Origin of the sequence: Rhizobium sp. CFBP 13644 (assembly GCF_014842165.1) — a bacterium.
In the GTDB taxonomy this organism is placed as follows: Bacteria; Pseudomonadota; Alphaproteobacteria; order Rhizobiales; family Rhizobiaceae; genus Agrobacterium; species Agrobacterium tumefaciens_C.
Map to the genome: position 1 here is coordinate 512,891 of NZ_JACYVF010000002.1, position 24,275 is coordinate 537,165.

Below are 24,275 nucleotides of genomic sequence, written 5' to 3' on the forward strand. Positions count from 1 at the left end.
TGTCGATTTTTTTTAAGAAATGGAAGTCATGCGTCGCTGCAATCAGATTGCGCGACGAGGCTTTAAAATTGGCTTGGAAGTGGACGCCATGGCGACCGAAATCGGACCGTCCGGCGTATTTATTGTGGCCATATCAAGGCAGTGGTTAACGGGGTTTAAACAGCGTTCAAATTCCGCGTTTTCCGAAGGTGCGAACCGGTTTTGGACCACGCGGCTCAACCGGTGCTTTCGGGCGTGAAGCCTCCTGGCGCGGAGCGGCATAAGCCGGTGATCGCGCTCCGGAGGCAAGCTCCGGGAACCGGTCGTCGAAGGTCGTCGGCGCCAGCTCGGGGCGGGCCAGCGCATAGCCCTGCATCAGCGAGACACCGAGGTCCCTGCAGATGGCGATTTCACGTTCTTCCTCGAGTGCTTCGAAAATCGGCTCGATACCTTCGCTCTCGAACTGTTTGACGATGACGCGCAGCAAAGCGGCCCCTGCCGAATTGCGCATAAACTCGCGCGCCCACGCTGCCTCGAATTTCACGTAATCGGGCTTGATCAGCTTCACGCGTTCAATATCGGTATCACCGGCCACGAAGCCGGGAAGGGCAACGCGAAAACCCATGGCGCGCATGTGCCCGGCAAAATCTGCAAGAAGGCTCGCCTCGGAAGCGCCATTCTCGGCGATTTCGCACACGATGCGATCCGCAGACATGCCCGCTTGATGGGCCGAGAGGCGCATACGCTCCACTTCCTGCCGCATCTTGGCCGGGGTGCGAAACAGGCCGGGATGAAAGTTGACGAAGATGCGGGCGCGTGTGCGTTCCAGGGCGCCGGTGTTCAATATGTGGATGGTGCGCAGAATGCTGTCTATGGCCTCGATATCGCCGGGGCGCACCTGGGCAAACAATTGGGCCGGTGGCACCAGCTCAAGCCCCTGATAGGGGCGAACAAGACCCTCGAAGGAATCGATGTCGAGACGCCCATCGGGCAGGCGCCGGAAGATCGGCTGAAGCGCGGATTTTAGCGTAAATGGCGCATAGGTCGTGGACCAGGAGCCATCAGCTTCGCGCACAAGATTGGAGAAAATGCTTTTCGGTGTCATGTCGGTGTACCCGGAAGATCATTTCAACCTGTACACAGTAACGCAAAAGCGTTTCGTGCTGGTTAAGCAGCTTATAAAATGCCGTTGGGTAACGTTTTGATGGCATTTGGTCTTGAAAGAGACCTTGTCTTTCTACATACCAAGTCGCGCAGAGGGCGACCGTCGCAGACCTCTGCCGATGTCAATTTCAACAGGACCGATAAAAATGGCCTTCCTTGCCGACATTCTTTCCCGCGTAAAGCCTTCCGCTACCATCGCCGTTTCCCAGAAAGCCCGCGAATTGCAAGCGCAGGGTCGCGATGTCATTGGTCTTGGCGCAGGCGAGCCGGATTTCGATACGCCCGACAATATCAAGGAAGCAGCCATTGCCGCGATTAACGCCGGCAAAACGAAATACACGCCGGTTTCGGGTATTCCCGAGCTGCGCAAAGCCATCGCTGAAAAGTTCAAGCGTGAAAACGGCCTCGACTACAAGCCAGAGCAGACAATCGTCGGCACGGGTGGAAAGCAGATTCTTTTCAATGCCTTCATGGCAACGCTTAACCCCGGCGACGAAGTTGTTATTCCAACACCTTATTGGGTCAGCTACCCGGAAATGGTGTCGATCTGCGGTGGCACGCCGGTGTTTGTTCAAACAACGCTGGAAGGCAATTTCAAGCTGACGGCGGAAGCCCTGGAAAAGGCCATCACGCCGAAGACCAAGTGGTTCCTGTTCAACTCGCCATCCAACCCATCGGGTGCAGCTTACACCCATGATGAGTTGAAGGCGCTGACCGATGTTCTCGTCAAGCACCCGCATGTCTGGGTTCTGACCGACGACATGTATGAGCACCTGACCTATGGCGATTTCAAATTCGTCACGCCTGTCGAAGTCGAGCCATCGCTCTATGACCGCACATTGACGATGAACGGCGTTTCCAAGGCCTATGCAATGACCGGCTGGCGTATTGGTTACGCCGCTGGCCCGTTGCAGCTCATCAAGGCCATGGACATGATCCAGGGCCAGCAGACGTCAGGCGCGACATCCATCGCGCAGTGGGCAGCCGTGGAAGCGCTCAACGGCACGCAGGACTTCATTCCGGCCAACAAGAAGATCTTCGAAGGCCGTCGTGATCTGGTTGTCTCCATGCTCAATCAGGCCAAGGGCATCAATTGCCCAATGCCTGAAGGTGCGTTTTACGTTTACCCATCCTGCGCTGGCCTCATCGGCAAGACAGCCCCTTCGGGCAAGGTCATCGAGACGGACGAGGATTTCGTGACCGAGCTTCTGGAAACGGAAGGCGTTGCTGTCGTTCACGGCTCTGCTTTCGGCCTCGGCCCTAACTTCCGCATTTCCTATGCAACATCTGAGAAGTTGCTGGAAGAAGCCTGCAACCGCATTCAGCGCTTCTGCGCAAACTGCCGCTAATCGCGATTTTCTAATATTGAAGGCCCGGTCCAGACCGGGCCTTTTTGATTCATAGCCCCAAAAACAGCAGCATCACGAAGGCTGCGAACAGAATGAAGTGCGTCATGCCCTCGATGGCGTTCGTCTCGCCGTCATTCAGGTTGATGGCGGCTGCGAACAGGGTGATAAACACCATCACCGTCTGCACCGGCGTCATGGCCATTATGAAGGGCTGGCCGGTGTAAAGCGCAATGCCCTCCATGACCGGCACGGTGAGGATGACGGTGGATAGCGATGCGCCCATGGCGATGTTGACGACCGACTGCATGCGGTTGCGAAGGGCAGAACGCATGGCCGTCATGATTTCCGGTGCTGCCGAAATGGTTGCCACCACAACGGCCATCAATGCCAGCGGCGCGCCGCTGCCTTCCAGCCCGTTGCTCAGGAATGCCGACATGAATTCCGCCAACGCGCCGATGATGACGACGCCGATCAGAATGATCGCAATCGAGTAGGAGGCGGGGCCGTTTTCATCGTGCTCATCCGCTTCCTGCTGCTGCTCGGCGGTGGATTTCTTGCGCTCGTTGCGCGGATAGCTGTAGCTGAAGAAGTAGCTGTGTGGACCGACCTGCATCTTCAGGAACAGCGCATAGAGCGTAATCATCGCACCGATGGTGAAGATTGAATAATAGTGCCACTTCGCCTGCGGAATGAATTCCGGCACGATCATCGAAATGCCCATGGCTGTGAGGATCATTACGACATAGGTGCGCGCCGAATCGTCATTGTAAGGCTGTTCGCCGTGGCGAAGGCCGCCCAGAAGGGCGGCGATGCCGAGAATGCCATTGATGTCGATCATGACTGCGGAATAGATCGTATCGCGCACAAGTGTGGGCGAGGTGGATTCCTGCATGATGATGGCAAGGATCAGCACCTCTACGGCCACGGCAGAAAGCGTCAGGATCATCGTGCCATAGGGGTCTCCCACCTTGGTCGCTAGAATTTCGGCGTGATGGGCAACCCGCATCGACACCAGAATAATGACGCCGATCAACGCTGCAGCGACGATAAAGGACAGTGTCTTGCTTTGCTCCATCACCATATGCTCGGCGAAATAAGCGGCAACGGCGCAAGGCACGGCTGCAAGCAGCATACGCTCCTGTTTCAGCCTGGTGGCAATCGACATATTCGGCCTTCCGTATCATGGACTGATCAAAACCAATGCTGCGGCAAGATGTGACATTTGCACATTGGGTGATTTGGTAGGATAGTGGTGTTCAAGGACCTGGCGATTGTGCCGCGATCTCGTTCTTCAAATGCACGTTAGCGGCAAAGGTTGCCACGCTCCTTCAATCTATCAGGAGGAAGTGCGCATGACCAAAGTGGTCTACGAGATTGTTGAGCATGATGGAGGCTGGGCCTACAGGATGAGCGGCGCTTATTCCGAGGCATTTCCATCCCACTCCGACGCCGTTCAGGCAGCCCGCATTGCCGCTGCCGAACAGCAGGTGGGCGGTGAAGACGAAGAAATCTACTATCAGGATGAACGCGGCCGCTGGCACGTGGAACACAGCCTTGGTGGCGATAGGCCAGAGGCCGAAGTGGTGGACCGTAGTCCCGGCTGACCGACGGGGCGTCAAATCGCCCATGCATCGCCCAAGTTTTCTCGATGGTGCGGTACGCCGCGCATCCCCATGGGAATACGCGGCGTCTGATATCTGCGTTTAGGCAAGCGCCGGGTAGTCGGTGTAGCCTTCTGCGCCGCCGCCATAGAACGTCTGCTGGTTCGGCTCGTTGAGCGGTGCGTTGTCCTTCAGGCGCTGCACCAGATCCGGGTTGGAGATGAACGCCTTGCCGAAGGCAACCGCATCAACCTTGCCGCTGTCCGTCGCGCTGATGGCTGTTTCCCGGTCGTAACCGTTGTTTGCGATCCACAGGCCCTTGCCGCCGGCATTGGTATAGGCGGCTTTCAGCGCGTCATAATCGAAGGGCTTGTCGCCCTGCTTGAAATCACGCGGACCACCCGTTGCGCCTTCGATCACGTGGATGAAGGCAAGGCCGCGGCTACCCAGTTCGCGTGCAACATATTCAAACAGCGGCTGAGGCTCTGCTTCGAAAATGTCGTTGGCAGGTGTGACCGGGGAGAGGCGAACGCCTGTGCGGCCTGCGCCGATTTCCTTGGCCACCACATCCACGATTTCGAGCAGGAAGCGTGCGCGGTTTTCGATCGAGCCGCCATATTCATCGGTACGCTGGTTGGTGCCGGATTTCAGGAACTGATCGATCAGGTAGCCATTGGCCGCGTGGATTTCTACACCGTCAAAACCGGCATCGATAGCGGCGCGGGCGCCCTTGCGGAAATCATCCAGAACGACCGGAATTTCGCTGAGGCCCAGTTCGCGTGGCTCGGACGTCTCGGCGAAGGTGCCGGTGCCGTCATCATTGATGATGTAGGTCTTGGAATTGGCCCTGATGGCAGATGGTGCAACCGGCTGGCCGCCGTGGGGCTGGAGCGATGTGTGCGAGACGCGGCCAACGTGCCAGATCTGAGCGACAATCTTGCCGCCAGCCTTGTGAACACCCTCGGTCACGGCCTTCCAGCCGTTGATGGATTCCTGCTTGTAAAGGCCGGGAACATCCGCATAGCCCTGTCCCTGCTGGGAAACGGGCGTGCCTTCAGTCACGATCAGGCCCGCCGTCGCGCGCTGCTCGTAATAGGTGGCGTTCAGGTTGTTGGGAATGGCGCCCGGGGAGCGGTTGCGCGTCAAAGGGGCCATGACGACGCGGTTTGCCAGGGAAATATCGCCAGCCTGGGCCGGTTCGAACAGTTTTGTCATGAAATTGCTTTCTCTTCTTGGAGGTCGAGAGCGCCGAAATAGGCGCGCTTAAAGCTTCTGGTTCAGATAGCTGAGAAACTGGGAGATATTCTCCTCGTCACGCTCATAAAAATTCCACTGCCCAACCTTTCGCGATCTGACCAGCCCGGCTGCCTGCAAGGCAGCGAGGTGGGACGAGACTGTCGATTGCGATAGGCCCGATATCTCGAACTGGTGCGCACACACGCCCATGGTAAAGGGATGTGCCTGATTGAAGTGCTGTTCCGGCTGCTTCAGCCATTCCAGAAACTTCAACCGAACCGGATGAGCAATGGCCTTCAAGGCGTCTTCGTGGTTCATATCTTTCTCGTATATCTGTCCATTACGATATTTATATCGGGGATGATCGATATCAAGGGGAGGGCGCAAATTTGTTTCCCCGGGCTTCCCAGGCCAAAAAAAAGGCCGCTGGATCTCTCCGCGGCCTGACAGTTTGAAGGTCGAGACCTCCAGAGGGGAACAGCTGATGGGGCCAACAGGAGCCCGCTACAGCTTTAGAGAATATGGAATTGCAAGCGTTCAAGAACAAGGGCCATTTGTTCAACAAACGGCTGTTCATCAGAAAATTATTGCGGGTAAAAAAAGAGGGCCACCGGATTACTCCAGGGCCCTTATAAGTGTGAAGGTTAAAAAACCTCCAGAGGGGAACAGCTGACGCGGCGGAACTGGGAGGAAAAGCCGCCGTGTGCATCAGCTGTGTGCGATATGATGCTTATTTGGGCATCGATCAACTGTTTTTTGTGCAGGCCAGCCCTGCGCCCCACGCATCGCTCGGAAATCTTGTCATATTTATTTCGCATTGCTTTACACAATGACATAGGCCAGCAAGGCGATATTGCCTGCTAATTCTCTGTTTCGAAACGATAAATACGAATTTTTGGAATCAGAAATTCCAGTTGCGCGCCTTGGCAACAACGAAATCCCGGAAGACTTTCAGCTTGGCCGCATTCTTCAATTCATCCGGGTAGCAGAAATAGGTATCGAATGACGGAATATCTGCGGGCAAGGAAAGTTGGATAAGGCCGGGGTCGCGGCCAACAATATAGTCCGGCAGGCAGGCGATGCCGATGCCCAGCAGGCAGGCGCGCTTGATGGATGTCTGGCTGTTGATCTGCAAATGCGCAAGACGGGTATTGTCCGATGAGCGCCCGGCATTTTCCAGCCAGTTCACGTCCAGAAGATAGTTCGGCGCTGGCTCTCCAAACGAGATGACCTTGTGGTTATCCAGATCCTCGATGGACTGAGGCTCGCCATAGCGGTTGATGTAGGACGGGGCTGCATAGACGTGCATGTGCACGGTAAACAGCTTGCGCTGGATCAGATCGGACTGCTGCGGCTGGCGCAGGCGAATGGCGCAGTCTGCGTGGCGCATGTTCACATCCAGCTCCTCATTGTCGAGAATGAGCTGGATCGACATTTCCGGGTAAAGCTGCAGGAACTCCTGCACCTTGTCCGTCAACCATCCCTGGCCAAGGCCAACGGTGGTGGTAACGCGCAATTTGCCGCTCGGCTTCTCCGTCGTTTCGGTCAGCTGCATCTTGACCGTTTCAAGCTTCAGCAGAACGTCGTGCGCCGTGCGGTAGAGCAACTCGCCCTGTTCGGTCAGGATAAGGCCGCGCGCGTGGCGGTGGAACAGCTTGACGCCGACATCCTGCTCAAGCGCGCTGACCTGACGGCTGATGGCAGATTGCGAAAGGTGCAGTTTGTCTGCTGCATGGGTGAAAGATCCAGCTTCGGCAGCCGCATGAAATATGCGCAGTTTGTCCCAGTCTAACGGCATAGGCATGCGGTGTGTCGCCCTTCTTATTCTGCGGCAACGGCAAGCGGCGCTTGCGCTGCGAGATATCTTTCGGCTTCAAGTGCAGCCATGCAACCCATGCCTGCGGCAGTGATGGCTTGGCGATAGGTATCATCCGTCACGTCGCCGGCGGCGAATATTCCGTCCACATCGGTCGCGGTCGAATCGGGTGCTGTCCACATGTAGCCGTTTGGCTTCAGCTTCAGCTTGCCTTCGAACAGCTCCACAGCTGGCGCATGGCCAATGGCCACGAATACGCCGTGGACCGGCATCTCGGTGATATCGCCGGTCTGCGTGTTGCGAATTCTAGCGCCGGTAACCGATGGCGGCATGGGGGGCTTGGCGGGCGTGCCGACAATCTCGGCAATCTCGCTGTTCCACAGAATGTTCACATTCTCCTTTGCGAACAGACGCTCTTGCAAAATCTTCTCGGAGCGGAAGCTATCGCGGCGGTGAACGACGGTGACTGACTTGGCGATGTTTGAAAGATAGAGTGCTTCTTCTACGGCGGAGTTGCCGCCGCCAACGACGATTACATCGCGGTTGCGATAGAAAAAGCCATCGCAGGTGGCGCAGGCGGAAACGCCAAAGCCCTGGAAATGCTGCTCGCTCTCAATGCCAAGCCACTTGGCCTTGGCGCCGGTGCAGATGATCAGCGTATCGGCTGTCCACACAGCGCCGGAATCGGTTTTGACCGTGAAGGGGCGGTGGGTGGTTTCAACCTCGGTCACGAGGTCGTTCACGATCTCTGTGCCCACATGGATTGCCTGTTTCAGCATCTGGTCCATCAGAAACGGACCCTGAATAGGATCGGCATAGCCGGGGTAATTCTCAACATCAGTGGTGATCATCAATTGGCCACCCTGTTCCATGCCGGCGATGAGAACAGGCTCGAGCATTGCACGGGCGGCATAGATTGCGGCTGTGTAGCCTGCGGGACCGGAGCCGATGATCAGGACTTTTGCGTGACGGGCAGACATGGAACATTCCTTTCAAAACAAGGTGGCAGATGGGGACAGCCATGTTCCTGGCTCTATCGCGATACACCTTTTCGTTGTCTGGTATTTAAGGGCGTCCTGCGCCGATATTCAAGGGCAGCCTTGCGTTTCCAACAGCCCATACGGAACTCTACACGTAATTTTGTGTCGTGCCATTGAACTATTATTGCGAATCCCGCCGTGAAGAGTAGAAGGAAGCATAAAGCCGAACAAGGAAGACCCGCGTGGCCAGCGTCGAACTCGATGCCATCGATCTGAAAATACTGCGCGAACTGCAGCGCGATGGGCGCATGACGAATGTGGAACTGGCAGACCGCGTTGGTATTTCCGCGCCGCCATGCCTGCGCCGGGTGCGCAAGCTGGAAGAGGCCGGTATCATCGAAGGCTATCACGCCATGCTGAATGCGCCTAAGCTTGGCTTTGACCTCGTGGCCTTCTGCATGGTTGGGCTTAAGCGCCAGTCCGAAACCAACCTCAAAGCCTTCGCCGCCGCCACAGAACGGTGGCCGCTGGTGCGCCAGGCATGGATGGTCTCAGGTGAAAGCGACTTCCTCCTCCACTGCGTCGCCGAAAACCTCACACGGTTCCAGGACTTCGTGATCGAAGTGCTGACTGCGGACGAGCATGTGGATACCGTGCGCACCATGCTGACGATACGCCAGGTCAAACGGGTTGGGCTGGTTGGGGTGTGATGCGAAATCTTTTAAAGTATTTGTCTTCGACTGTTGTTGAAAGCTGAGCATATGAATATCGACATTTCAATCGTAGCAGGCCGCCGCCCCGACCTCCTTGAAAGAACGCTGGAAAGCTTTTCGCAGAATGCTTTCCGCTTTCATAATGTCGTCAACGTCTATGCCAACATCGATCCCATTTTTGGCGATGCGGACGATGAGGCGAAATGTATTTCGCTTTTGCAGACCCACTTCAACGCCCCGGTCATCCAGACACCGGAAGTGGCGGGTTTCACGGCTGCGGTGAAAAGGTTGTGGCAGGGCACAACCGCGGACTATGTATTCCACCTTGAGGATGACTGGATTGCGCTCGACACCCTTGATCAGAGGGTCGAGGACTGCTTTTCAGGCGACGTCAAACAAGTCTCGTTTCACAGCGCCAACCAGAATTGGGATATAGGTCGAAAAGGCCATTTGCACCGGGGCAAACATTATCTGAAATTCCTCGGCCTAAAGCTGCCGACCGGCACATTTCCAAAATTCACAACGTCACCCTCGATCATTGACGGCAAGGTAGCGCGTAACTGCGCAAAGCTGATGGACGTGGCTTTTGATCCAGAAAAGCAGTTTTATTCCAATGTGAACAAAGACATGGAAACCTACATAAGCGGCTTTAACAACTACATATTCTCTCCCAAGGGTGTGCCTGTGGTGGAAGACACTGGGCGAGACTGGCGTGACCAGCGCGGCATACAAAAGAAGATTGTGAATTCGGCAAGTTCTTGGGTGAAGGAGTAGCATCACGCCCGAACAATTTTGATGACTGTTTGGATGTGAAGAGCCAGAAGAACTTTCTTCTTACCTGCGAAAGTACCACGGGATTTTTGCGCAGGGTGGATTTTACTTCCGCCGAAGAGGAGCTGAGTAATGTCACTATACGCAAACAAAAGACAATAATGTCACAAAGCGATTTTACTAATCTGTTTTTGTCCGTGGGCGCATTACTCCCTCCTTACGAAAAATCGGCCTACAGCGTTAAGGGGTCGGGTATCGTTCAAAATGCAGTCGCGGCGCGTAAACCAATAGTCTACAGGAACGGCATGTCGATGGCCGATTTCCTAGGTCATGGAAATGCCGTCGCCGCAGACCAGGATCTCGCTCGCGGCCTTATTGCCATAGCTTCCAACGGCAAGGCATTTTCACGCGCAGTCGATACTGCTGCCTCTTATTTAGAGAGGATCAGCAGTCAGAATCCATTCTTAAGGGCCCTAGAGGATAATTCGCCGGTTCGCTGTTTGTACATATATGTGATCACTTCCATCACAGTTTGGACTGAATCGGATAGCATCAACTGAGATCCAAAGTTGTCGAATACGGAGAAATTTCTATATCTCAGCATCTGTAAGCGACTTAGAGATATATTATATTTTCTGACGATTCCTGATTCTGAATGTCGCACTCAAAATATATATAGCAATGAGATTTTTCGAGTAATTTAAGGCTAGAGACACCAAAAAAGATGCAAAGTAAAACAGTGATTTGCCGGGCAAGTCACTATCATGGCCTACATTCCCGCATCTTGTCTTCAAGGCCATTGCAAATTTGGGCAGCTCGGTTTTAAAGACTGTTCGGTAGGCCGTCGGCCACAGGTCGCCGCACTTACAGATGTAGGAGAACGAATGCAAAAACAGGGTGTCTCCGCTTTCATCATTTGCCTTAATGAAGAGGCATATCTCGGCAAGTGCATAGAAAGCCTAGAAGGCTGCGCCGAAATTGTGATCGTCGATTCCGGGTCGACGGACGGTACTCAGGCTCTGGTGCAAAGCTATATCGACCAGGGCTGGCCTATCAGGTTCATGTTTGAGCCATGGCGTGGCTATGCTGGCCAGAAGCAGTTTGCGCTGGAGCAATGCACGCAGGCCTGGTGCCTGAATATTGATGCCGACGAGCGGCTGGATGCGGCGTTGCAACAGGCCCTACCGCAGCTCCTTGAAGCGCCCGATACCATTGTCGGCTGGAAAGTCGCACGTCGTCCGTATCTCATCGGCTATGGCTACACGCCGGAAAACGTGCGTGAACGCAAGAACCTGCGGCTTATTCGTAATGGCAAGGGTGCCTATGATCTTTTGCAGAAGGTCCATGAGGGTATCGTGCCGTCAGGAGCAGTGAATGCTTCGGAGAAGGGCAGTTTGCTGCATTACCGGCCGCTGATTATCGATGAGCAGATATTGAAAGAAAACAAATATTCGACGCTAAAGGCTGACCAGCAATTTGCAGAGGGTCGCAAGGCTCGTCTTTCGAGTTTGCTGGTCTCGCCGCTTCTCTATTTTCTGCGCCTCTATTTCAAAAATGGCCTCTGGCGCTGCGGCTTACCAGGCTTTATCGAGGCGGCGACAGGCGGGGTCTATGCGTTTCTGACCCAGGCCAAGATTTATCAGCGTCATGCGCTGAACCGTCGGCCCAACGTCGATACGATCGTGCGCGAAAGGAACACGTGATGAAAGTGCTGCACATTCATTTTGGAAAAGAGGGCGGTGCAGAACGTTTCTTTGTAAACCTCGTAAACGCATTGGGCGAGCAGGGCGTTGAACAGCGCGTGTTGATCCGTCCGGGGCGCAGTTGGCGGGCCGCTATCGAAAACGCAGCGGTTGTATATGAAGGTGTATTTCGCCGAATTTCGCTGTCCCGGTTTCTGTTGTCATGGCGCCTGAGAAGGATCGTCAAAGATTTCAAACCAGATGTGATCATGACATGGCAATTGCGTGCGAGCCGTTTCATGCCGAATACCAAAACAGCGCTTCGAGTTTCCCGGCTGGGAGATTACCCGGAGCATTTGGGTTATTACCGAAACTCGGAAGTGCTTGTCTGTATAACGCCTGATATGGCGGAACGGGTAAAGAGCCTGGGTTGGGAGCGACGCATCGATGTTATTCCGAATTTCAGCAACGCGACCCCCATTCCGCCGATCTCTCGGCGTGCGCTGGACACACCTGAGGATGCCTTCGTCGTTGTCGCCATGGGACGGTTCGTAAAGCGTAAGGGGTTTGCGCATCTCATCCGCGTCATCAAAGATATGGAGGGCGCCTGTCTCTGGTTGCTGGGCGATGGTCCAGAGCGAGAAGAGCTATCCAAACTGGTGGAAGAGCTTGGTTTGCGGGATAGGGTCAAGCTTCCGGGCTGGAAAACCGATGCATACGCTTACCTTGCTGCGGCAGATGTTTTTGCCATCACCTCTCTGCATGAGCCGCTGGGCAATGTTTGCTTTGAAGGCTGGGGAGCCGGAAAGCCGACTGTTGCGTTTCGCGCAGAAGGCCCGTCCTTCGCCATGACCAATGAGGTCGATGCCTTGATGGTGGATTGTGGAGACGAAAAAGGTCTGGCCGATGCCATCAACCGGCTTCGAAACGATCCGGCATTGCGCGAAAAACTGGTTGAAGGTGGGCACGCAACAACCCGCGAGAGGTTCTCCAAGCAGGCCATTACGGACGCCTATCTGAAGCTGTTCGAGAAGGCGTCGATCAAATGAGAGTCCACCATTTTCACTTCGGGAAGGATGGCGGCGCAGAGCGATTTTTTGTCCATCTTGTCAACGCTTTTGCCAGGCGTGGGGTAGAGCAGAGTTGCGTGATACGGAAAAATCGCGTTTGGCGGAGGGATATCGAAACGGTAGCAGATATTACAGAGAGCAATTTCCGTAATGTCTCGCTGGATCGGTTTCTGCTTCCCATCAAGGTCCACGCGATGGCAGAGTCTCACAAGCCGGATGCGATCATGGCATGGGCACCGCGTGCCAGCGAATTGATGCCAGCCTATAAGGGCTGCATCAAGCTTTCTCGGCTGGGGGATTATCCAACCAAGCTGGATTATTTCAAGAATACCGACATCATCGTCTGCAACACGCCCGGTATCGGCGAACGCGTTCGCAGCCTGGGATGGACCCGTGGCGTTGAGGTGATTTCCAATTTTACGGATACGCAGGAAATAGCGCCCATTGCCAAAGCTCTGCTTGATACACCGGAAAATGCCCCGGTGGTTATGTCGATGGGCCGTTTCGTCAAGCGAAAGGGTTTTCACACCCTAATCGATGCCGTCGCGGCTTTGCCTGGGGTCTATCTCTGGCTGGTGGGCGATGGTGAGGAGCGGGAAAGCCTTGAGGCGCAAGTGGATGCACGCGGCATGCGTGAGCGGGTGCGCTTCCTGGGATGGCAGGACGATACACGTCCTTACGTTTCGGCTGCGGACATCTTCGTCATGCCCTCAAGCCATGAGCCGCTGGGCAATGTCATTCTCGAAGCATGGGCGCAGAAAAAACCTGTGGTCTCGTCCAGATCGGAAGGACCCATGTGGTTCATGCGCGATGGAGAGAATGGGTTGCTGACGGATATTGGTGATGACGCCGGTTTCGCGGCTGCCATCAGCAGCCTTTTGAATGACAAGGCGCTGTCCCAGCGCGTAGCGGCTGGCGGACATGAGACCCTGATGCGGCAGTTTTCAGAAGAAGCCGTTTCCTCCGCCTATATCGAACTCTTCAAGCGCAAGCCATAAGAGCTTCGTAGACGCTTCCGAGTTTTGCCGCTTCGCCGTCGATGGTAAAATTCTGCGCCACGTGCTGGCGCGCAGCCAGCGATGCCTCGGCGCGCTTTTTGTCGTCGCTCATCCAGCTTGATGCGGCTTGGCTCATGGCATGCAGATCGTCACGTGGAATGGTGGTTCCGGTCGCATGTTCCACAATCAACTCAGGGAACGCGCCGACATCGGTCGCGATAACCGGCGCTGCCGTTGCCATTGCTTCCAGGGGCGTCAGGCCAAAGCCTTCCCAGCGTTGGGGAGCTATGAACAGGTCTAGGGTGCGATACCATTCATTGATGTTGGTGTGCTCGCCCACAAACAGAATGCGGTCTGCAAGGCCTGCAGCACGCACCTTTTCCTTTAGGCGATTTTCGAATTCCACATGCGGCCCGGTGGCGCGGCCAGCAATGATGGCAGACCAGCCCGGCTGTTGTGGCAATGTGGCAATCATCGCATCCACGAAAAGGTCCGTGCCCTTCTGCTTGCGCACCCTACCAAAGCAGCCAACATGTTTCTGGTTGGGATCAAGACCCAGAGCGCGTTTCGCCTGCGCCTTGTCTGCCGGTGGGCAGAAGCGGTCAGTATCGATGCCGTGCATGATGACGGTGCTTGGCAGGTCCATATAGGACGCCGTCTTGTTGCTGGTCGCGATGATGGTATCCATGCGCGAAATCAGAAACTTCGTCCAGCCACTATGCTTGCGCTGGGACGCGGATGTGAAGACCACTTTCAGCTTCATGCGCAGCACATCCCGCAGGATGATGGCGGGAAGCATTTCAATATTGCGCCGCGCATGCCAGACGCGGGGCTTTTGTTCAGGTCCCATTTGCCAAAGCTTCCATAGGTCACGAAAGCGAACATGCGGCAGGCTGCTAGGCAAGCCCGGGCCGATGGCCGCCACCTTCTGCCCCTGCCTGTTCTGGACAGGCAGAAGCTGAATGATCGTAGAGGTTACGCCAGAGAGCCTGCGCTTGAAATTCGGCGCAAGCACCTGGACATCGGCCAAGTCAACATAGGGCAAGATTGATAACTCGGGCAGGGGGGATCAACCCCAGTTTACGGAGAGGATCTCATAGCCGCGCGAACCGCCGGGTGCATTCACCTCGATGCTGTCGCCAACTTCCTTGCCGATCAGCGCGCGGGCGATTGGCGACGAGATGGAAATGCGGCCCTGCTTCACGTCAGCTTCCTGATCGCCCACGATCTGGTAGGTCTTCTGCTCGTTGGACTCTTCGTCGATGAGCTTGATCGTCGCGCCAAACTTGATGGTGGTGCCAGACATTTTCGAAAGGTCGATAACCTCGGCGCGGGCCGTCAGGTCTTCAAGCTCGGCAACGCGGCCTTCATTGTGGCTCTGCGCTTCCTTGGCAGCGTGGTACTCGGCGTTCTCCGAGAGGTCGCCATGGGCGCGTGCTTCGGCAATGGCTTCGATGATGCGCGGACGCTCCTCCTGCTGGCGGAAGCGCAGTTCTTCCTGCAACTTGATGAATCCACCCTGCGTCATTGGCACTTTTTCTACCATTTTTTCTTCCTTCGCATTCGATCTGCGGTACCCGCAGACACAAAAAGAAACAGGTTCCGGAGCAAAACTACGGAACCATGTCAAAATCACAATTTCCGACACTATATCAGAAGACCGGAGTGATTTGCCAGATAATTTGAAGCCATCCATTTCTAGCAGATTTACGGCCTGATCATATTCAGTTATTGACTTATATTGCAAGAACATATAGTGAACATATGCATGAAAAAGTCAATAAAAGAGCGTTTGGCAGTCCTTTCCGATGCGGCAAAGTATGATGCATCCTGCGCCTCCAGCGGCACGTCGAAGCGCAATTCATCCGCTTCCGGCGGGCTGGGTTCAACCGAAGGTTCGGGCATTTGCCACGCCTATGCGCCGGATGGGCGATGCATTTCGCTGCTCAAGATTCTTCTGACCAACTTCTGCATTTATGACTGCGCCTATTGCATCAACCGGTCCTCCAGCAATGTCGAGCGGGCGAGGTTTACGGTGGAAGAGGTCGTCTGGCTGACGCTCGAATTTTATCGCCGGAATTACATCGAGGGCCTGTTTCTGTCGTCGGGCATTATCCGGTCGTCAGATCACACGATGGAAGAGCTGGTTCGGGTGGCAAAAGAATTGCGCGTCACCCATGGTTTTCGCGGCTATATCCACCTCAAGTCCATTCCCGAGGCATCGGCTCACCTGATCGAGGAGGCCGGGCTTTATGCCGACCGCCTGTCGATCAACATCGAACTGCCGACGGATCGCGGCATCAGCCAGTTCGCGCCGGAAAAGCAGCCCGTGAATATCCGCAAATCCATGGCTGACATTCGCTTGAAAATCGAGGAGGCGGGTGAGCCAACACTTCAGACCAAACGGGTCCGAAAATTCGCACCAGCGGGCCAGAGCACGCAGATGATTGTAGGTGCCGATGGCGCCAATGACACCACCATCCTGTCAACCAGCGCGCGGCTTTATGGCAGCTACGGTTTGCGCCGTGTCTATTATTCAGCCTTCAGCCCCATCCCGGATTCGTCGAAAAACCTGCCTCTTATCAAGCCGCCCTTGATGCGCGAACATCGCCTGTATCAGGCAGACTGGCTCTACCGCTTCTATGGTTTCGACATCGACGAGATTGCCTCGACCCAGAAGGACGGCATGCTTGATCTCGATATTGATCCGAAGCTCGCCTGGGCGTTGGCAAATCGCCAGCAATTTCCTGTCGATGTGAACAAGGCAGATCGCGAAACGCTGCTGCGGGTTCCCGGCTTCGGCACAAAAACGGTGAAATCCATTCTCTCTTCGCGCCGGTTCCGGCAATTGCGGCTGGAAGATATTGCCCGCTTTGGCGTGTCGTTGAAGAAGGTCAAGGCATTCGTTGTTGCCGCTGGCTGGTCTCCGGGCAAGTTGACGGAACGTCCAGACCTGCGGGCCATGTTTGCCCCGCAGCCAGAACAATTGTCCCTCCTGTAATGTACCTGATTTCGCTGGAGGGGCGGGGGGATTTTAGCGAGTGGCGCGATGCCGCTCGGCGGTTCCTATCGGCAAGTGTCGCACCACACGAAATCGATTGGCGGTTTCGTGGTGAGGAAACAGGCCTGTTTGGTTTTGAAGAGGGCGACCGTGTTCCAGAGGTGGATAGCGCCGCCAGCGTGAACGTACCTTCGGCCTTCATGCCCTTGGCACAAACCATTATCTGTCACAGCGATCCCTCCCGTTTCGCGCTGCTCTACCGTCTCCTGTGGCGGCTTTCGAAGGACAGGGCCTTGCTTGCGTTCAAGGCGGACGCAGATGTGGCGGAAGCGCGCAAGATGGAGAAAGCGGTTCGGCGCGATAGCCACAAGATGACGGCTTTCGTGCGCTTCAAGGAAGTGCCGCTGGGTGAGGGCATCGCGGGCCGCCGACGGTTTATCGCCTGGTTCGAGCCAGATCATTTCATCGTCGAGCGCAAGGCATCCTTTTTCCAGCGCCGTTTCACAGATATGGACTGGATGATCCTGACCCCGAACGGCTCAGCGCGCTGGGATGGCGAAACTCTGGAAACCTCGCGGCTGGCGGCGTCAAAGCCCGATCTCTCAGACGAAACAGATGAGCTGTGGCGCACCTATTATGCCAATATTTTCAATCCGGCGCGGTTGAAGATCAAGGCGATGACAGCCGAAATGCCAAAGAAATACTGGAAGAACCTGCCCGAGGCAGACCTCATTCCCGATCTTATTCTGAACGCGGAGAGGCGGGTTCTGGAGATGGGCGCGAAGGCGGCAACCGAGCCGCAGCTTTTCCACCATCGCCTTCAGGCCGCGGCGGAAAACAGGCCACCACCAGTCCTGCCGGATGCCGATACGCTCGAAGGTTTGAAACATCATGCGCAAGGCTGCACGCTTTGCCCGCTGCACTGCAAGGCCACCCAGACCGTGTTTGGGGAGGGGCCAGCCCATGCCGATGTCATGATTGTTGGCGAGCAGCCGGGTGATACGGAGGATCTTGCCGGTCGGCCCTTCGTCGGCCCGGCGGGAAAGGTCTTCGATCAGGTGATCGGCGAGGCGGGCATCGACCGCAAGGCGCTTTACGTGACAAATGCCGTCAAGCATTTCAAATATGAAGCACGCGGCAAGAAGCGCATTCACCAGCGCCCGGATGCGGGCGAGGTGCAGCGCTGCCGCTGGTGGCTGACGCGGGAGATCGATCTTGTGCAGCCGAAGCTCATTGTCGCCATGGGCGCGACGGCTGTGTTTGCCCTGACGGAATTGAGGGAGAAGCTGTCAGACCTGCGGGGCAGGCCGATACCGATGGAAGGCGGCAGAACGCTGTTCGTCACTGTCCACCCGTCCTATCTTTTGCGGATACCGGATGATCAACGGAAAGCGGAGGAGTTTCAGCGGTTTCGTGACGATATGTTGGCTGTCCAACGGTTGATGGAAATGGGCGCGAGGTCTGCCACCGCTGTCTCAGTCTAAGAGGCCAGTTTCTCAAGGAGCGAGCCAAGGCGGTCGAAATTCTGCTCGTTGGCGGCGTGAATGAACAGTTTCAAGTCCAGCAGCTCATCCGTCGCATCAAACACCATTTGCCAACGCAATGTCGTTCCCTCTGGCTCTTCGATGAAGTCCATGGCCATCGTGTAAACATGGATGGGCTCGTGATGCTCAAAGGTGATCCGTTCCGGCACCACAACGTCGCGAAACGTCGAGACGTTGTGAAACTCGTTGCCGTCAGAGGCTGTCATTGTCAGCTTCCACGTTCCGCGCGCACGAAAATCGAATGCGGTGATGGCGTTGGTAAAGCCGTCTGGCCCCCACCATTTTTCCAATAGGTTGGGATCGGCAAACGTCTGGAAAAGCGTTTCGCGATCAACCGGAAACAGTCTCTCGTTCAGGATTTCTATTGTCTCGGTCATGGTTCTCTCTACACCCTCGTCGAAGGGCAAACACAGAACAAAAGAAAACCGGCCAACATAAATGCAGGCCGGTTTTGCTAAGATGGGGACGGTCTAGCCTGGATCAGAAATAGCTCTGCAATGGCCGTACATCGAGGCTGCCTGCCTTCAGCGCCTTGATGGCAAGTGCTGCGGATTCGGCACCCGAAATCGTCGTGTAATAGGGCACCTTCTGCATCAGCGTGGCGCGGCGCAGCGATTTCGAGTCCGAGATCGCCTTGTTGCTGTCGGTCGTGTTGATGACCAGCTGGACCTGACGGTTGCGGATGGCGTCTTCGATATGCGGACGGCCTTCCTGCACCTTGTTGATCTTTTCAGCGTTGATGCCCTGTTCAGCCAGGAAGCGCTGCGTGCCGCCGGTTGCGAGAACCCGGAAGCCGATCTCCACCAGCTGGCGGATGGCAGGCAGAACCCGTTCCTTGTCATCATCGCGCACCGAAACGAACACGGCACCGGAGCGTGGCAGGTCAACGCTTGCACCCAGCTGCGCCTTGGCGAAGGCCAGGGCGAAATCTGTGTCGAGGCCGATGACTTCACCGGTCGAGCGCATTTCTGGTCCAAGCAGAATATCGACACCGGGGAAGCGGGCAAACGGGAACACGGCTTCCTTGACGGCGATGTGCTTCAGGTTGCGTGGGTCAGGCTTCTCGCCATAGGCCGCAATGGCCGCATCCAGCTTTTCACCGGTCATGATGCGGGCTGCAATCTTGGCAATCGGTGCGCCGATGGTCTTGGCGACGAATGGCACCGTGCGCGATGCGCGTGGATTGACTTCCAGCACGTAGATCGTGCCGTCCTTGATGGCGTATTGCACGTTCATCAGGCCGCCGACGTTCAGCGCCTTGGCCATCGCTGTTGTCTGGCGTTCCAACTCGTTAAGCGTTTCCTCGGATAGCGAGCGTGATGGAAGCGAGCAGGCGCTGTCGCCGGAGTGGATACCGGCTTCTTCGATGTGTTCCATGATGCCGGAGACGAAGACGTTCTCGCCATCGCACAGCGCATCCACGTCCACTTCGACAGCATTGGTCAGGTAGCTATCGAACAGCAGCGGGTTCTTGCCCAGCAGCGTGTTGATCTGGCCGGTCTTGTCGTTGGGGTAGCGCTGCTTGATATCCTCAGGCACCAGACCGGGAACCGTGTCGAGCAGATAGGTCTGCAACTGGCCCTCGGAATGAATGATCTGCATGGCGCGGCCACCCAGAACATAGGAAGGGCGAACGACCAGCGGGAAGCCGATTTCCGACGCCACAAGGCGCGCCTGCTCAACCGAGTAGGCGATGCCGTTGTTTGGCTGTGCCAGATCCAGCTTCATCAAAAGCTTCTGGAAGCGGTCGCGGTCTTCGGCAAGGTCGATCATGTCAGGCGCTGTGCCGAGGATCGGGATACCGTTCTTTTCAAGTGCTTCGGCCAGCTTCAGCGGCGTCTGGCCGCCGAACTGCACGATAACGCCAACCAGCTCACCCTTCTCCTGCTCAGCACGGAGAATTTCGATCACGTCTTCGGCCGTCAATGGCTCGAAATAGAGGCGGTCGGATGTGTCGTAGTCGGTGGACACGGTTTCCGGGTTGCAGTTGATCATGATGGCTTCAAAGCCAGCATCCTTCAGCGCGAAGGCGGCGTGGCAGCAGCAATAATCGAACTCGATGCCCTGGCCGATGCGGTTTGGGCCACCGCCGAGAATGACGACCTTCTTGCGATCCGAAACCTGCGCTTCGGAGCGCAATTGGCCGACGAAAGGCGTCTCATAGGTGGAGTACATATAGGCGGTGGGCGAGGCGAACTCGGCAGCGCAGGTATCGATGCGCTTGAACACAGGGCGCACATTCAGGCTGTTGCGCAGTTCCGCCACTTCCTTGGGACGCTTTTTCGTCAGGCTGGCAAGGCGCGCATCAGAAAAGCCCATGGCCTTCAGCGACCGCAGGTTTTCAGCATCCGTTGGCAGGCCGTGCTCACGCACACGCGCTTCCATGTCCACGATTGCCTTGAACTGGGCAATGAACCATGGATCGATCTTGCTGTTCTCATGCACTTCGGCTTCAGACATCCCCATGCGCAGAGCCTGTGCCACCATGCGCAGACGGTCTGGCGTTGGCGTGCCGATGGCAGCGCGAATGGCGTTCTTGGAGCCTTCGCCTTCTTCGTAGCCGGGGATTTCGATTTCATCGAGACCCGTCAGGCCGGTTTCGAGACCGCGAAGCGCCTTCTGCAGAGATTCAGCGAATGTACGGCCAATCGCCATGACTTCACCGACAGACTTCATGGCGGTGGTCAGGATTGGCGATGCGCCGGGGAACTTTTCGAAGGCAAAGCGCGGGATCTTGGTGACGACATAGTCGATGGATGGTTCGAAGGACGCAGGTGTCGCGCCGCCGGTGATGTCGTTGTCCAGCTCATCCAGCGTGTAGCCGACAGCGAGCTTTGCCGCGACCTTGGCAATCGGAAAGCCTGTTGCCTTGGATGCGAGAGCGGAAGAGCGCGAAACGCGCGGGTTCATCTCGATGACGACGAGACGGCCATCCTTCGGGTTGACCGCGAACTGCACGTTCGATCCGCCGGTTTCAACGCCGATTTCGCGCAGAACCGCAATCGATGCGTTGCGCATCATCTGGTATTCTTTGTCGGTCAGTGTCAGCGCGGGCGCAACGGTGATCGAGTCGCCGGTGTGAACGCCCATCGGGTCGATGTTCTCGATGGAGCAGATGATGATGCAGTTGTCCGCCTTGTCGCGAACCACTTCCATCTCATATTCCTTCCAGCCGAGAACCGATTCTTCGATCAGCACTTCGGTGGTTGGAGACGCGTCGAGACCGCCGCCGATGATTTCAAAGAATTCCGAGCGGTTGTAAGCAATGCCGCCGCCCGTGCCACCCATGGTGAAGGAAGGGCGGATGATGGCTGGCAGGCCAACCACATCAATCGCCTGTGCGGCAATGGCCATGGCGTGGCTGATGTAGCGCTGCTTGCGGTCTGTCTCGCCAAGGTTCCACTGGTTCTCGAGGTTGTCGAGCGCCTTGTCCAGCTCTGCGCCGGAAAGCTTGGCTTTCAGCTCTGCGCGTGCGGCTTCATGCGTCTTGCGGTCTGCGTCCTTGATGTCGGTGGCGTTGGCCAGCATCGACTTCGGTGTTTCCAGGTTGATCCGCTTCATGGCTTCGCGGAACAGAGCGCGGTCTTCCGCCATGTCGATGGCTTCAGGCTTTGCGCCGATCATTTCAACATTGTAGCGGTCGAGAACGCCCATGCGCTTCAGCGAGAGGGCGGTGTTCAGCGCCGTCTGGCCACCCATCGTTGGCAAAAGCGCGTCAGGACGTTCCTTGGCAATGATCTTTGCGACCACTTCCGGCGTGATCGGCTCGACATAGGTCGCGTCCGCCAGGTTGGGGTCCGTCATGATGGTTGCGGGGTTGGAGTTGACGAGGATGACGCGGTAGCCTTCCTCTTTCAGCGCCTTGCACGCCTGGGTGCCGGAATAATCGAACTCACATGCCTGACCGATGACAATCGGACCAGCGCCGATGATGAGGATGGATTTGATATCTTGGCGCTTCGGCATAGCTCTCGTTCCGCTTTTCGTGTTGCGCAAAAAACGGCCAAGGTGAAACTCACCGGCCGGGGGCGCAATTCCAATCTTTTCAGGCTAGAAGCGGCTTATAGGCAAATGTTTTGGCGAACGGAACCCCGAATCTTCGCTTTCCGACAGGAAAGTGCAATGATCATGGAACTGTCTTGCGGATTGATCCTCTCAACGACTAAAACCGTATTTATATTAGAATGAAATAAAGTTTATTCCAGAACGATAGAACGAGGCATTATGATATCAGTCCATTATCTCGACAATTCCCGCGCACACCGCATCCTTTGGCTGCTTGAAGAACTTGGGCTTGAATACGACGTAAAGGTCTATGCACGCGGGTCTGACATGCGGGCGCCCAAAACCCTGAAAGACGTGCATCCACTCGGCAAATCCCCCGTGATAGAGGATGGTGGAAAAATCTACGCCGAAAGCGGTGCGATCATAGAGTATTTGATCGATACCTATGGAAAAGGCGCGCTCAGGCCAAAGCAGGGTACGGATGCCTACAGGCGTTATGTCTACTGGCTGCATTATGCCGAGGGCTCTGCCATGCCATTGCTTGTGATGAAGCTGCTGTTTTCCCGTATTCCCCGTCAGGTTCCCTTTCTGCTGCGTCCCGTTGCAACTCTCATTTCCAAAGGTGTGGCAAGCAAATTCATCAATCCGCAACTGAAAGACAATGTTGCCTTTTGGGAAAGCGAGCTTTCGAAAGATGGCCTGTTTACCGGCGGTGAACTGACTGGCGCAGACATCGCAATGAGCTTCCCGGTGGAAGCCGCCATGAGCCGCGTGGATGGCGTTGATGCACAGCCTGCTATTCGGCTTTACCTGGATACGATCCGCGCCCGTCCGGCCTATCAGCGCGCGCTTAAAAAAGGCGGCGCTTATGTCTATGCCAAGAGCTGACCTAACGGAACGCTTTGCTCCATCCAGCGTTTAGGCAGGTCATTCAAGGGGAGACACATATGCAGTGGAGAGGGCGTCGGCAATCCGACAATATTGAAGACAGGCGCGGAATGTCATCCGGCGGCTCTGGTGGCGGTGGCTTCCGCCTACCCACTGGCGGGCGCGGCGGCGGCATCGGCATTGGCGGTCTCGTCGTCATCCTTTTGATCAGCTGGGCGCTTGGTATCAACCCGCTCACACTCCTGTCTGGCGGTGATATCGGGTCTGATGGCGGCAGCCAGCAGACGACTGGCACGCGGCCACAGGGTCAATCCAGCGATGAGACCACGGCTTTCGTCCGCACGGTTCTGGCCGAAACGGAAGACACCTGGGGTAAGCTCTTCAGTGCTTCTGGCGAGAGCTATGAAAAGCCGACCCTTGTTTTGTTTGCAGGTCAAGTCCGCTCTGCATGTGGCACGGCGTCGTCTGCCAGCGGCCCGTTCTATTGCCCTGTCGATCGCAAGGTCTATCTGGATACGCAGTTCTTCCGGGAGCTGGATAGCCGCTTCGGCGCGTCGGGTGATTTCGCGCAGGCCTATGTCATCGCGCATGAGGTGGGTCACCACATTCAAAACCTGACCGGCGTTCTGCCTGAGTTCAACCGCCAGCGCCAATCCATGGGCGAGACCGAAGCCAACAAGATGTCCGTGAAGGTCGAGCTACAGGCAGATTGCTACGCAGGCATCTGGGGCAAGTCCACGCAGCAGAAGGGCATTCTGGAAGCGGGCGATCTGGAGGAGGCCATCAATGCCGCCCACCAGATTGGTGACGATACGTTGCAGAAGAAGTCGCAGGGCTATGTCGTGCCGGATAGCTTCAACCACGGCACATCGGCGCAGCGCGCAGAATGGTTCCGTCGTGGCTTCGAAAGCGGCCGGGTGGAAGATTGCGATACGTTCTCCGCTGATATCTAAGCTAGGCGAGAAGCAGCGCCGTCACATACATGCCGAGCGCGAATATGCTGTGCGCGACGATATTGAGGGCGCGCACCTTCCATGGGTTGGGCGTCTTTGATGCCGCCCAGCCAATGCCGAGGCCCGGCTGTAGCAGGAACCAGCCTGCGCCAACGGTCGCGATGCCCACCAGCCACGGCAGCAAGAATGTGGGTGCTGCAAACCATCCATCAGGCACGATGAGAGCAAGAACAACGCCATAGACAATGCCAACCGCATAGTGTGACGCCCAGCCAAGGGCGTTCTCATGCGCGTAGGGTTCAGCGTTTGCGATTGTGTCGTGGAAGACCTTGCCCTTGGGCAAATGCCAGAACCAGCGGCCTATCGGACCCCAGTTCGCGGCAGGCTGGTGGAAGAAGCGGTGAAGTATGATGGCCCACACGTCCATCAAGGCGGTGCCGCCAATACCCATTAAAATACCAGCCCAAATCATATCCGACATGATTACCCCCACTGTTTTGCTGGCGGCAACCTCTAGGCTTTTTT

General features: G+C 56.2%; 23 protein-coding genes. 12 read left to right on the top strand and 11 right to left on the bottom strand.

Translation table 11 applies throughout. From position 1 onward, the window contains the following. Positions 1-166: 166 nt before the first annotated feature. On the bottom strand, positions 167-1,084 hold the full coding sequence (locus tag IFT53_RS07575) for an EAL domain-containing protein (protein WP_042617289.1): 918 nt from the start codon (positions 1,082-1,084) through the stop codon (positions 167-169). A 205-nt stretch (positions 1,085-1,289) separates the two neighbouring features. Between IFT53_RS07575 and IFT53_RS07580 the strand changes: the two genes are divergently transcribed. Further along, positions 1,290-2,492, top strand: coding sequence for a pyridoxal phosphate-dependent aminotransferase (locus tag IFT53_RS07580; protein ID WP_042617288.1), 1,203 nt, complete (start codon positions 1,290-1,292; stop codon positions 2,490-2,492). A 49-nt stretch (positions 2,493-2,541) separates the two neighbouring features. Here IFT53_RS07580 and IFT53_RS07585 read toward each other — a convergent pair whose 3' ends face one another. Beyond that, positions 2,542-3,657, bottom strand: a complete 1,116-nt coding sequence (locus tag IFT53_RS07585; RefSeq protein WP_192064179.1) for a calcium:proton antiporter — start codon at positions 3,655-3,657, stop codon at positions 2,542-2,544. Positions 3,658-3,844: 187 nt separating this feature from the next. Between IFT53_RS07585 and IFT53_RS07590 the strand changes: the two genes are divergently transcribed. Then, positions 3,845-4,096 (top strand): DUF2188 domain-containing protein, encoded by a 252-nt coding sequence (locus IFT53_RS07590; RefSeq protein WP_192064178.1) that lies wholly within the window; start codon positions 3,845-3,847, stop codon positions 4,094-4,096. A 99-nt stretch (positions 4,097-4,195) separates the two neighbouring features. Here the strand turns inward: IFT53_RS07590 and IFT53_RS07595 are convergent, their stop codons facing one another. The 4 genes from IFT53_RS07595 to trxB form a co-directional block, all read right to left on the bottom strand. Further along, positions 4,196-5,308 (bottom strand): alkene reductase, encoded by a 1,113-nt coding sequence (locus IFT53_RS07595; RefSeq protein WP_192064177.1) that lies wholly within the window; start codon positions 5,306-5,308, stop codon positions 4,196-4,198. 48 nt (positions 5,309-5,356) lie between these two features. Then, entirely contained in the window at positions 5,357-5,647 is a 291-nt protein-coding gene (locus tag IFT53_RS07600) for an ArsR/SmtB family transcription factor (protein WP_192064176.1), read from the bottom strand. A 583-nt stretch (positions 5,648-6,230) separates the two neighbouring features. Next, positions 6,231-7,127: a LysR family transcriptional regulator VtlR gene (locus IFT53_RS07605; RefSeq protein ID WP_042617283.1), complete on the bottom strand. Its 897-nt coding sequence runs from the start codon at positions 7,125-7,127 to the stop codon at positions 6,231-6,233. Positions 7,128-7,150: 23 nt separating this feature from the next. Beyond that, positions 7,151-8,125 (bottom strand): thioredoxin-disulfide reductase, encoded by a 975-nt coding sequence (gene trxB / locus IFT53_RS07610; RefSeq protein ID WP_192064175.1) that lies wholly within the window; start codon positions 8,123-8,125, stop codon positions 7,151-7,153. Between the two features lie 242 nt (positions 8,126-8,367). Between trxB and IFT53_RS07615 the strand changes: the two genes are divergently transcribed. From IFT53_RS07615 to IFT53_RS07640, 6 genes are all read left to right on the top strand, one after another. Beyond that, on the top strand, positions 8,368-8,835 hold the full coding sequence (locus tag IFT53_RS07615) for an Lrp/AsnC family transcriptional regulator (protein WP_192064174.1): 468 nt from the start codon (positions 8,368-8,370) through the stop codon (positions 8,833-8,835). 51 nt (positions 8,836-8,886) lie between these two features. Beyond that, positions 8,887-9,612 carry a glycosyltransferase family 2 protein gene (locus IFT53_RS07620; RefSeq protein ID WP_192064173.1) on the top strand — a complete coding sequence of 242 codons (726 nt, stop codon included), beginning with the start codon at positions 8,887-8,889 and terminating at the stop codon, positions 9,610-9,612. Next, complete coding sequence (locus tag IFT53_RS07625; RefSeq protein WP_192064172.1) at positions 9,597-10,169, top strand: hypothetical protein; 573 nt, start codon at positions 9,597-9,599, stop codon at positions 10,167-10,169. Before IFT53_RS07620 ends, IFT53_RS07625 begins: the two co-directional genes overlap by 16 nt. A 324-nt stretch (positions 10,170-10,493) precedes the next feature. Then, positions 10,494-11,312: a glycosyltransferase family 2 protein gene (locus IFT53_RS07630; RefSeq protein ID WP_192064171.1), complete on the top strand. Its 819-nt coding sequence runs from the start codon at positions 10,494-10,496 to the stop codon at positions 11,310-11,312. After that, positions 11,312-12,340, top strand: coding sequence for a glycosyltransferase (locus tag IFT53_RS07635; RefSeq protein WP_192064170.1), 1,029 nt, complete (start codon positions 11,312-11,314; stop codon positions 12,338-12,340). The genes IFT53_RS07630 and IFT53_RS07635 overlap by 1 nt, the downstream gene beginning before the upstream one ends. Next, positions 12,337-13,359 carry a glycosyltransferase gene (locus IFT53_RS07640; RefSeq protein WP_192064169.1) on the top strand — a complete coding sequence of 341 codons (1,023 nt, stop codon included), beginning with the start codon at positions 12,337-12,339 and terminating at the stop codon, positions 13,357-13,359. The genes IFT53_RS07635 and IFT53_RS07640 overlap by 4 nt, the downstream gene beginning before the upstream one ends. On the opposite strand, the gene IFT53_RS07645 is transcribed toward IFT53_RS07640, so the two are convergent. Then, complete coding sequence (locus IFT53_RS07645; protein ID WP_192064168.1) at positions 13,343-14,404, bottom strand: glycosyltransferase family 4 protein; 1,062 nt, start codon at positions 14,402-14,404, stop codon at positions 13,343-13,345. The genes IFT53_RS07640 and IFT53_RS07645 overlap by 17 nt on opposite strands. Before the next feature lie 24 nt (positions 14,405-14,428). Beyond that, a complete protein-coding gene (gene greA / locus IFT53_RS07650; protein ID WP_042617272.1) occupies positions 14,429-14,905 on the bottom strand; it encodes a transcription elongation factor GreA in 477 nt (158 codons plus the stop codon). A 222-nt stretch (positions 14,906-15,127) separates the two neighbouring features. Here greA and IFT53_RS07655 point away from each other — a divergent pair, with 222 nt between their 5' ends. Further along, positions 15,128-16,360, top strand: a complete 1,233-nt coding sequence (locus IFT53_RS07655; protein ID WP_192064167.1) for a putative DNA modification/repair radical SAM protein — start codon at positions 15,128-15,130, stop codon at positions 16,358-16,360. Continuing rightward, entirely contained in the window at positions 16,360-17,844 is a 1,485-nt protein-coding gene (locus tag IFT53_RS07660; RefSeq protein WP_192064166.1) for a UdgX family uracil-DNA binding protein, read from the top strand. The genes IFT53_RS07655 and IFT53_RS07660 overlap by 1 nt, the downstream gene beginning before the upstream one ends. Here the strand turns inward: IFT53_RS07660 and IFT53_RS07665 are convergent. Both IFT53_RS07665 and carB read right to left on the bottom strand, forming a co-directional pair. Next, entirely contained in the window at positions 17,841-18,281 is a 441-nt protein-coding gene (locus IFT53_RS07665; protein ID WP_192064165.1) for an SRPBCC domain-containing protein, read from the bottom strand. The genes IFT53_RS07660 and IFT53_RS07665 overlap by 4 nt on opposite strands. 103 nt (positions 18,282-18,384) lie before the next feature. Next, a complete protein-coding gene (gene carB, locus IFT53_RS07670) occupies positions 18,385-21,870 on the bottom strand; it encodes a carbamoyl-phosphate synthase large subunit (RefSeq protein ID WP_192064164.1) in 3,486 nt (1,161 codons plus the stop codon). A gap of 258 nt (positions 21,871-22,128) precedes the next feature. On the opposite strand from carB, the gene IFT53_RS07675 reads away from it, so the two are divergent. Then, on the top strand, positions 22,129-22,797 hold the full coding sequence (locus IFT53_RS07675; protein ID WP_192064163.1) for a glutathione S-transferase: 669 nt from the start codon (positions 22,129-22,131) through the stop codon (positions 22,795-22,797). A 59-nt stretch (positions 22,798-22,856) separates the two neighbouring features. Further along, on the top strand, positions 22,857-23,750 hold the full coding sequence (ypfJ, locus tag IFT53_RS07680; protein ID WP_192064162.1) for a KPN_02809 family neutral zinc metallopeptidase: 894 nt from the start codon (positions 22,857-22,859) through the stop codon (positions 23,748-23,750). Position 23,751: 1 nt separating this feature from the next. Here the strand turns inward: ypfJ and IFT53_RS07685 are convergent, their stop codons facing one another. Then, positions 23,752-24,231: a DUF2938 domain-containing protein gene (locus IFT53_RS07685; RefSeq protein ID WP_192064161.1), complete on the bottom strand. Its 480-nt coding sequence runs from the start codon at positions 24,229-24,231 to the stop codon at positions 23,752-23,754. Positions 24,232-24,275 lie beyond the last annotated feature (44 nt).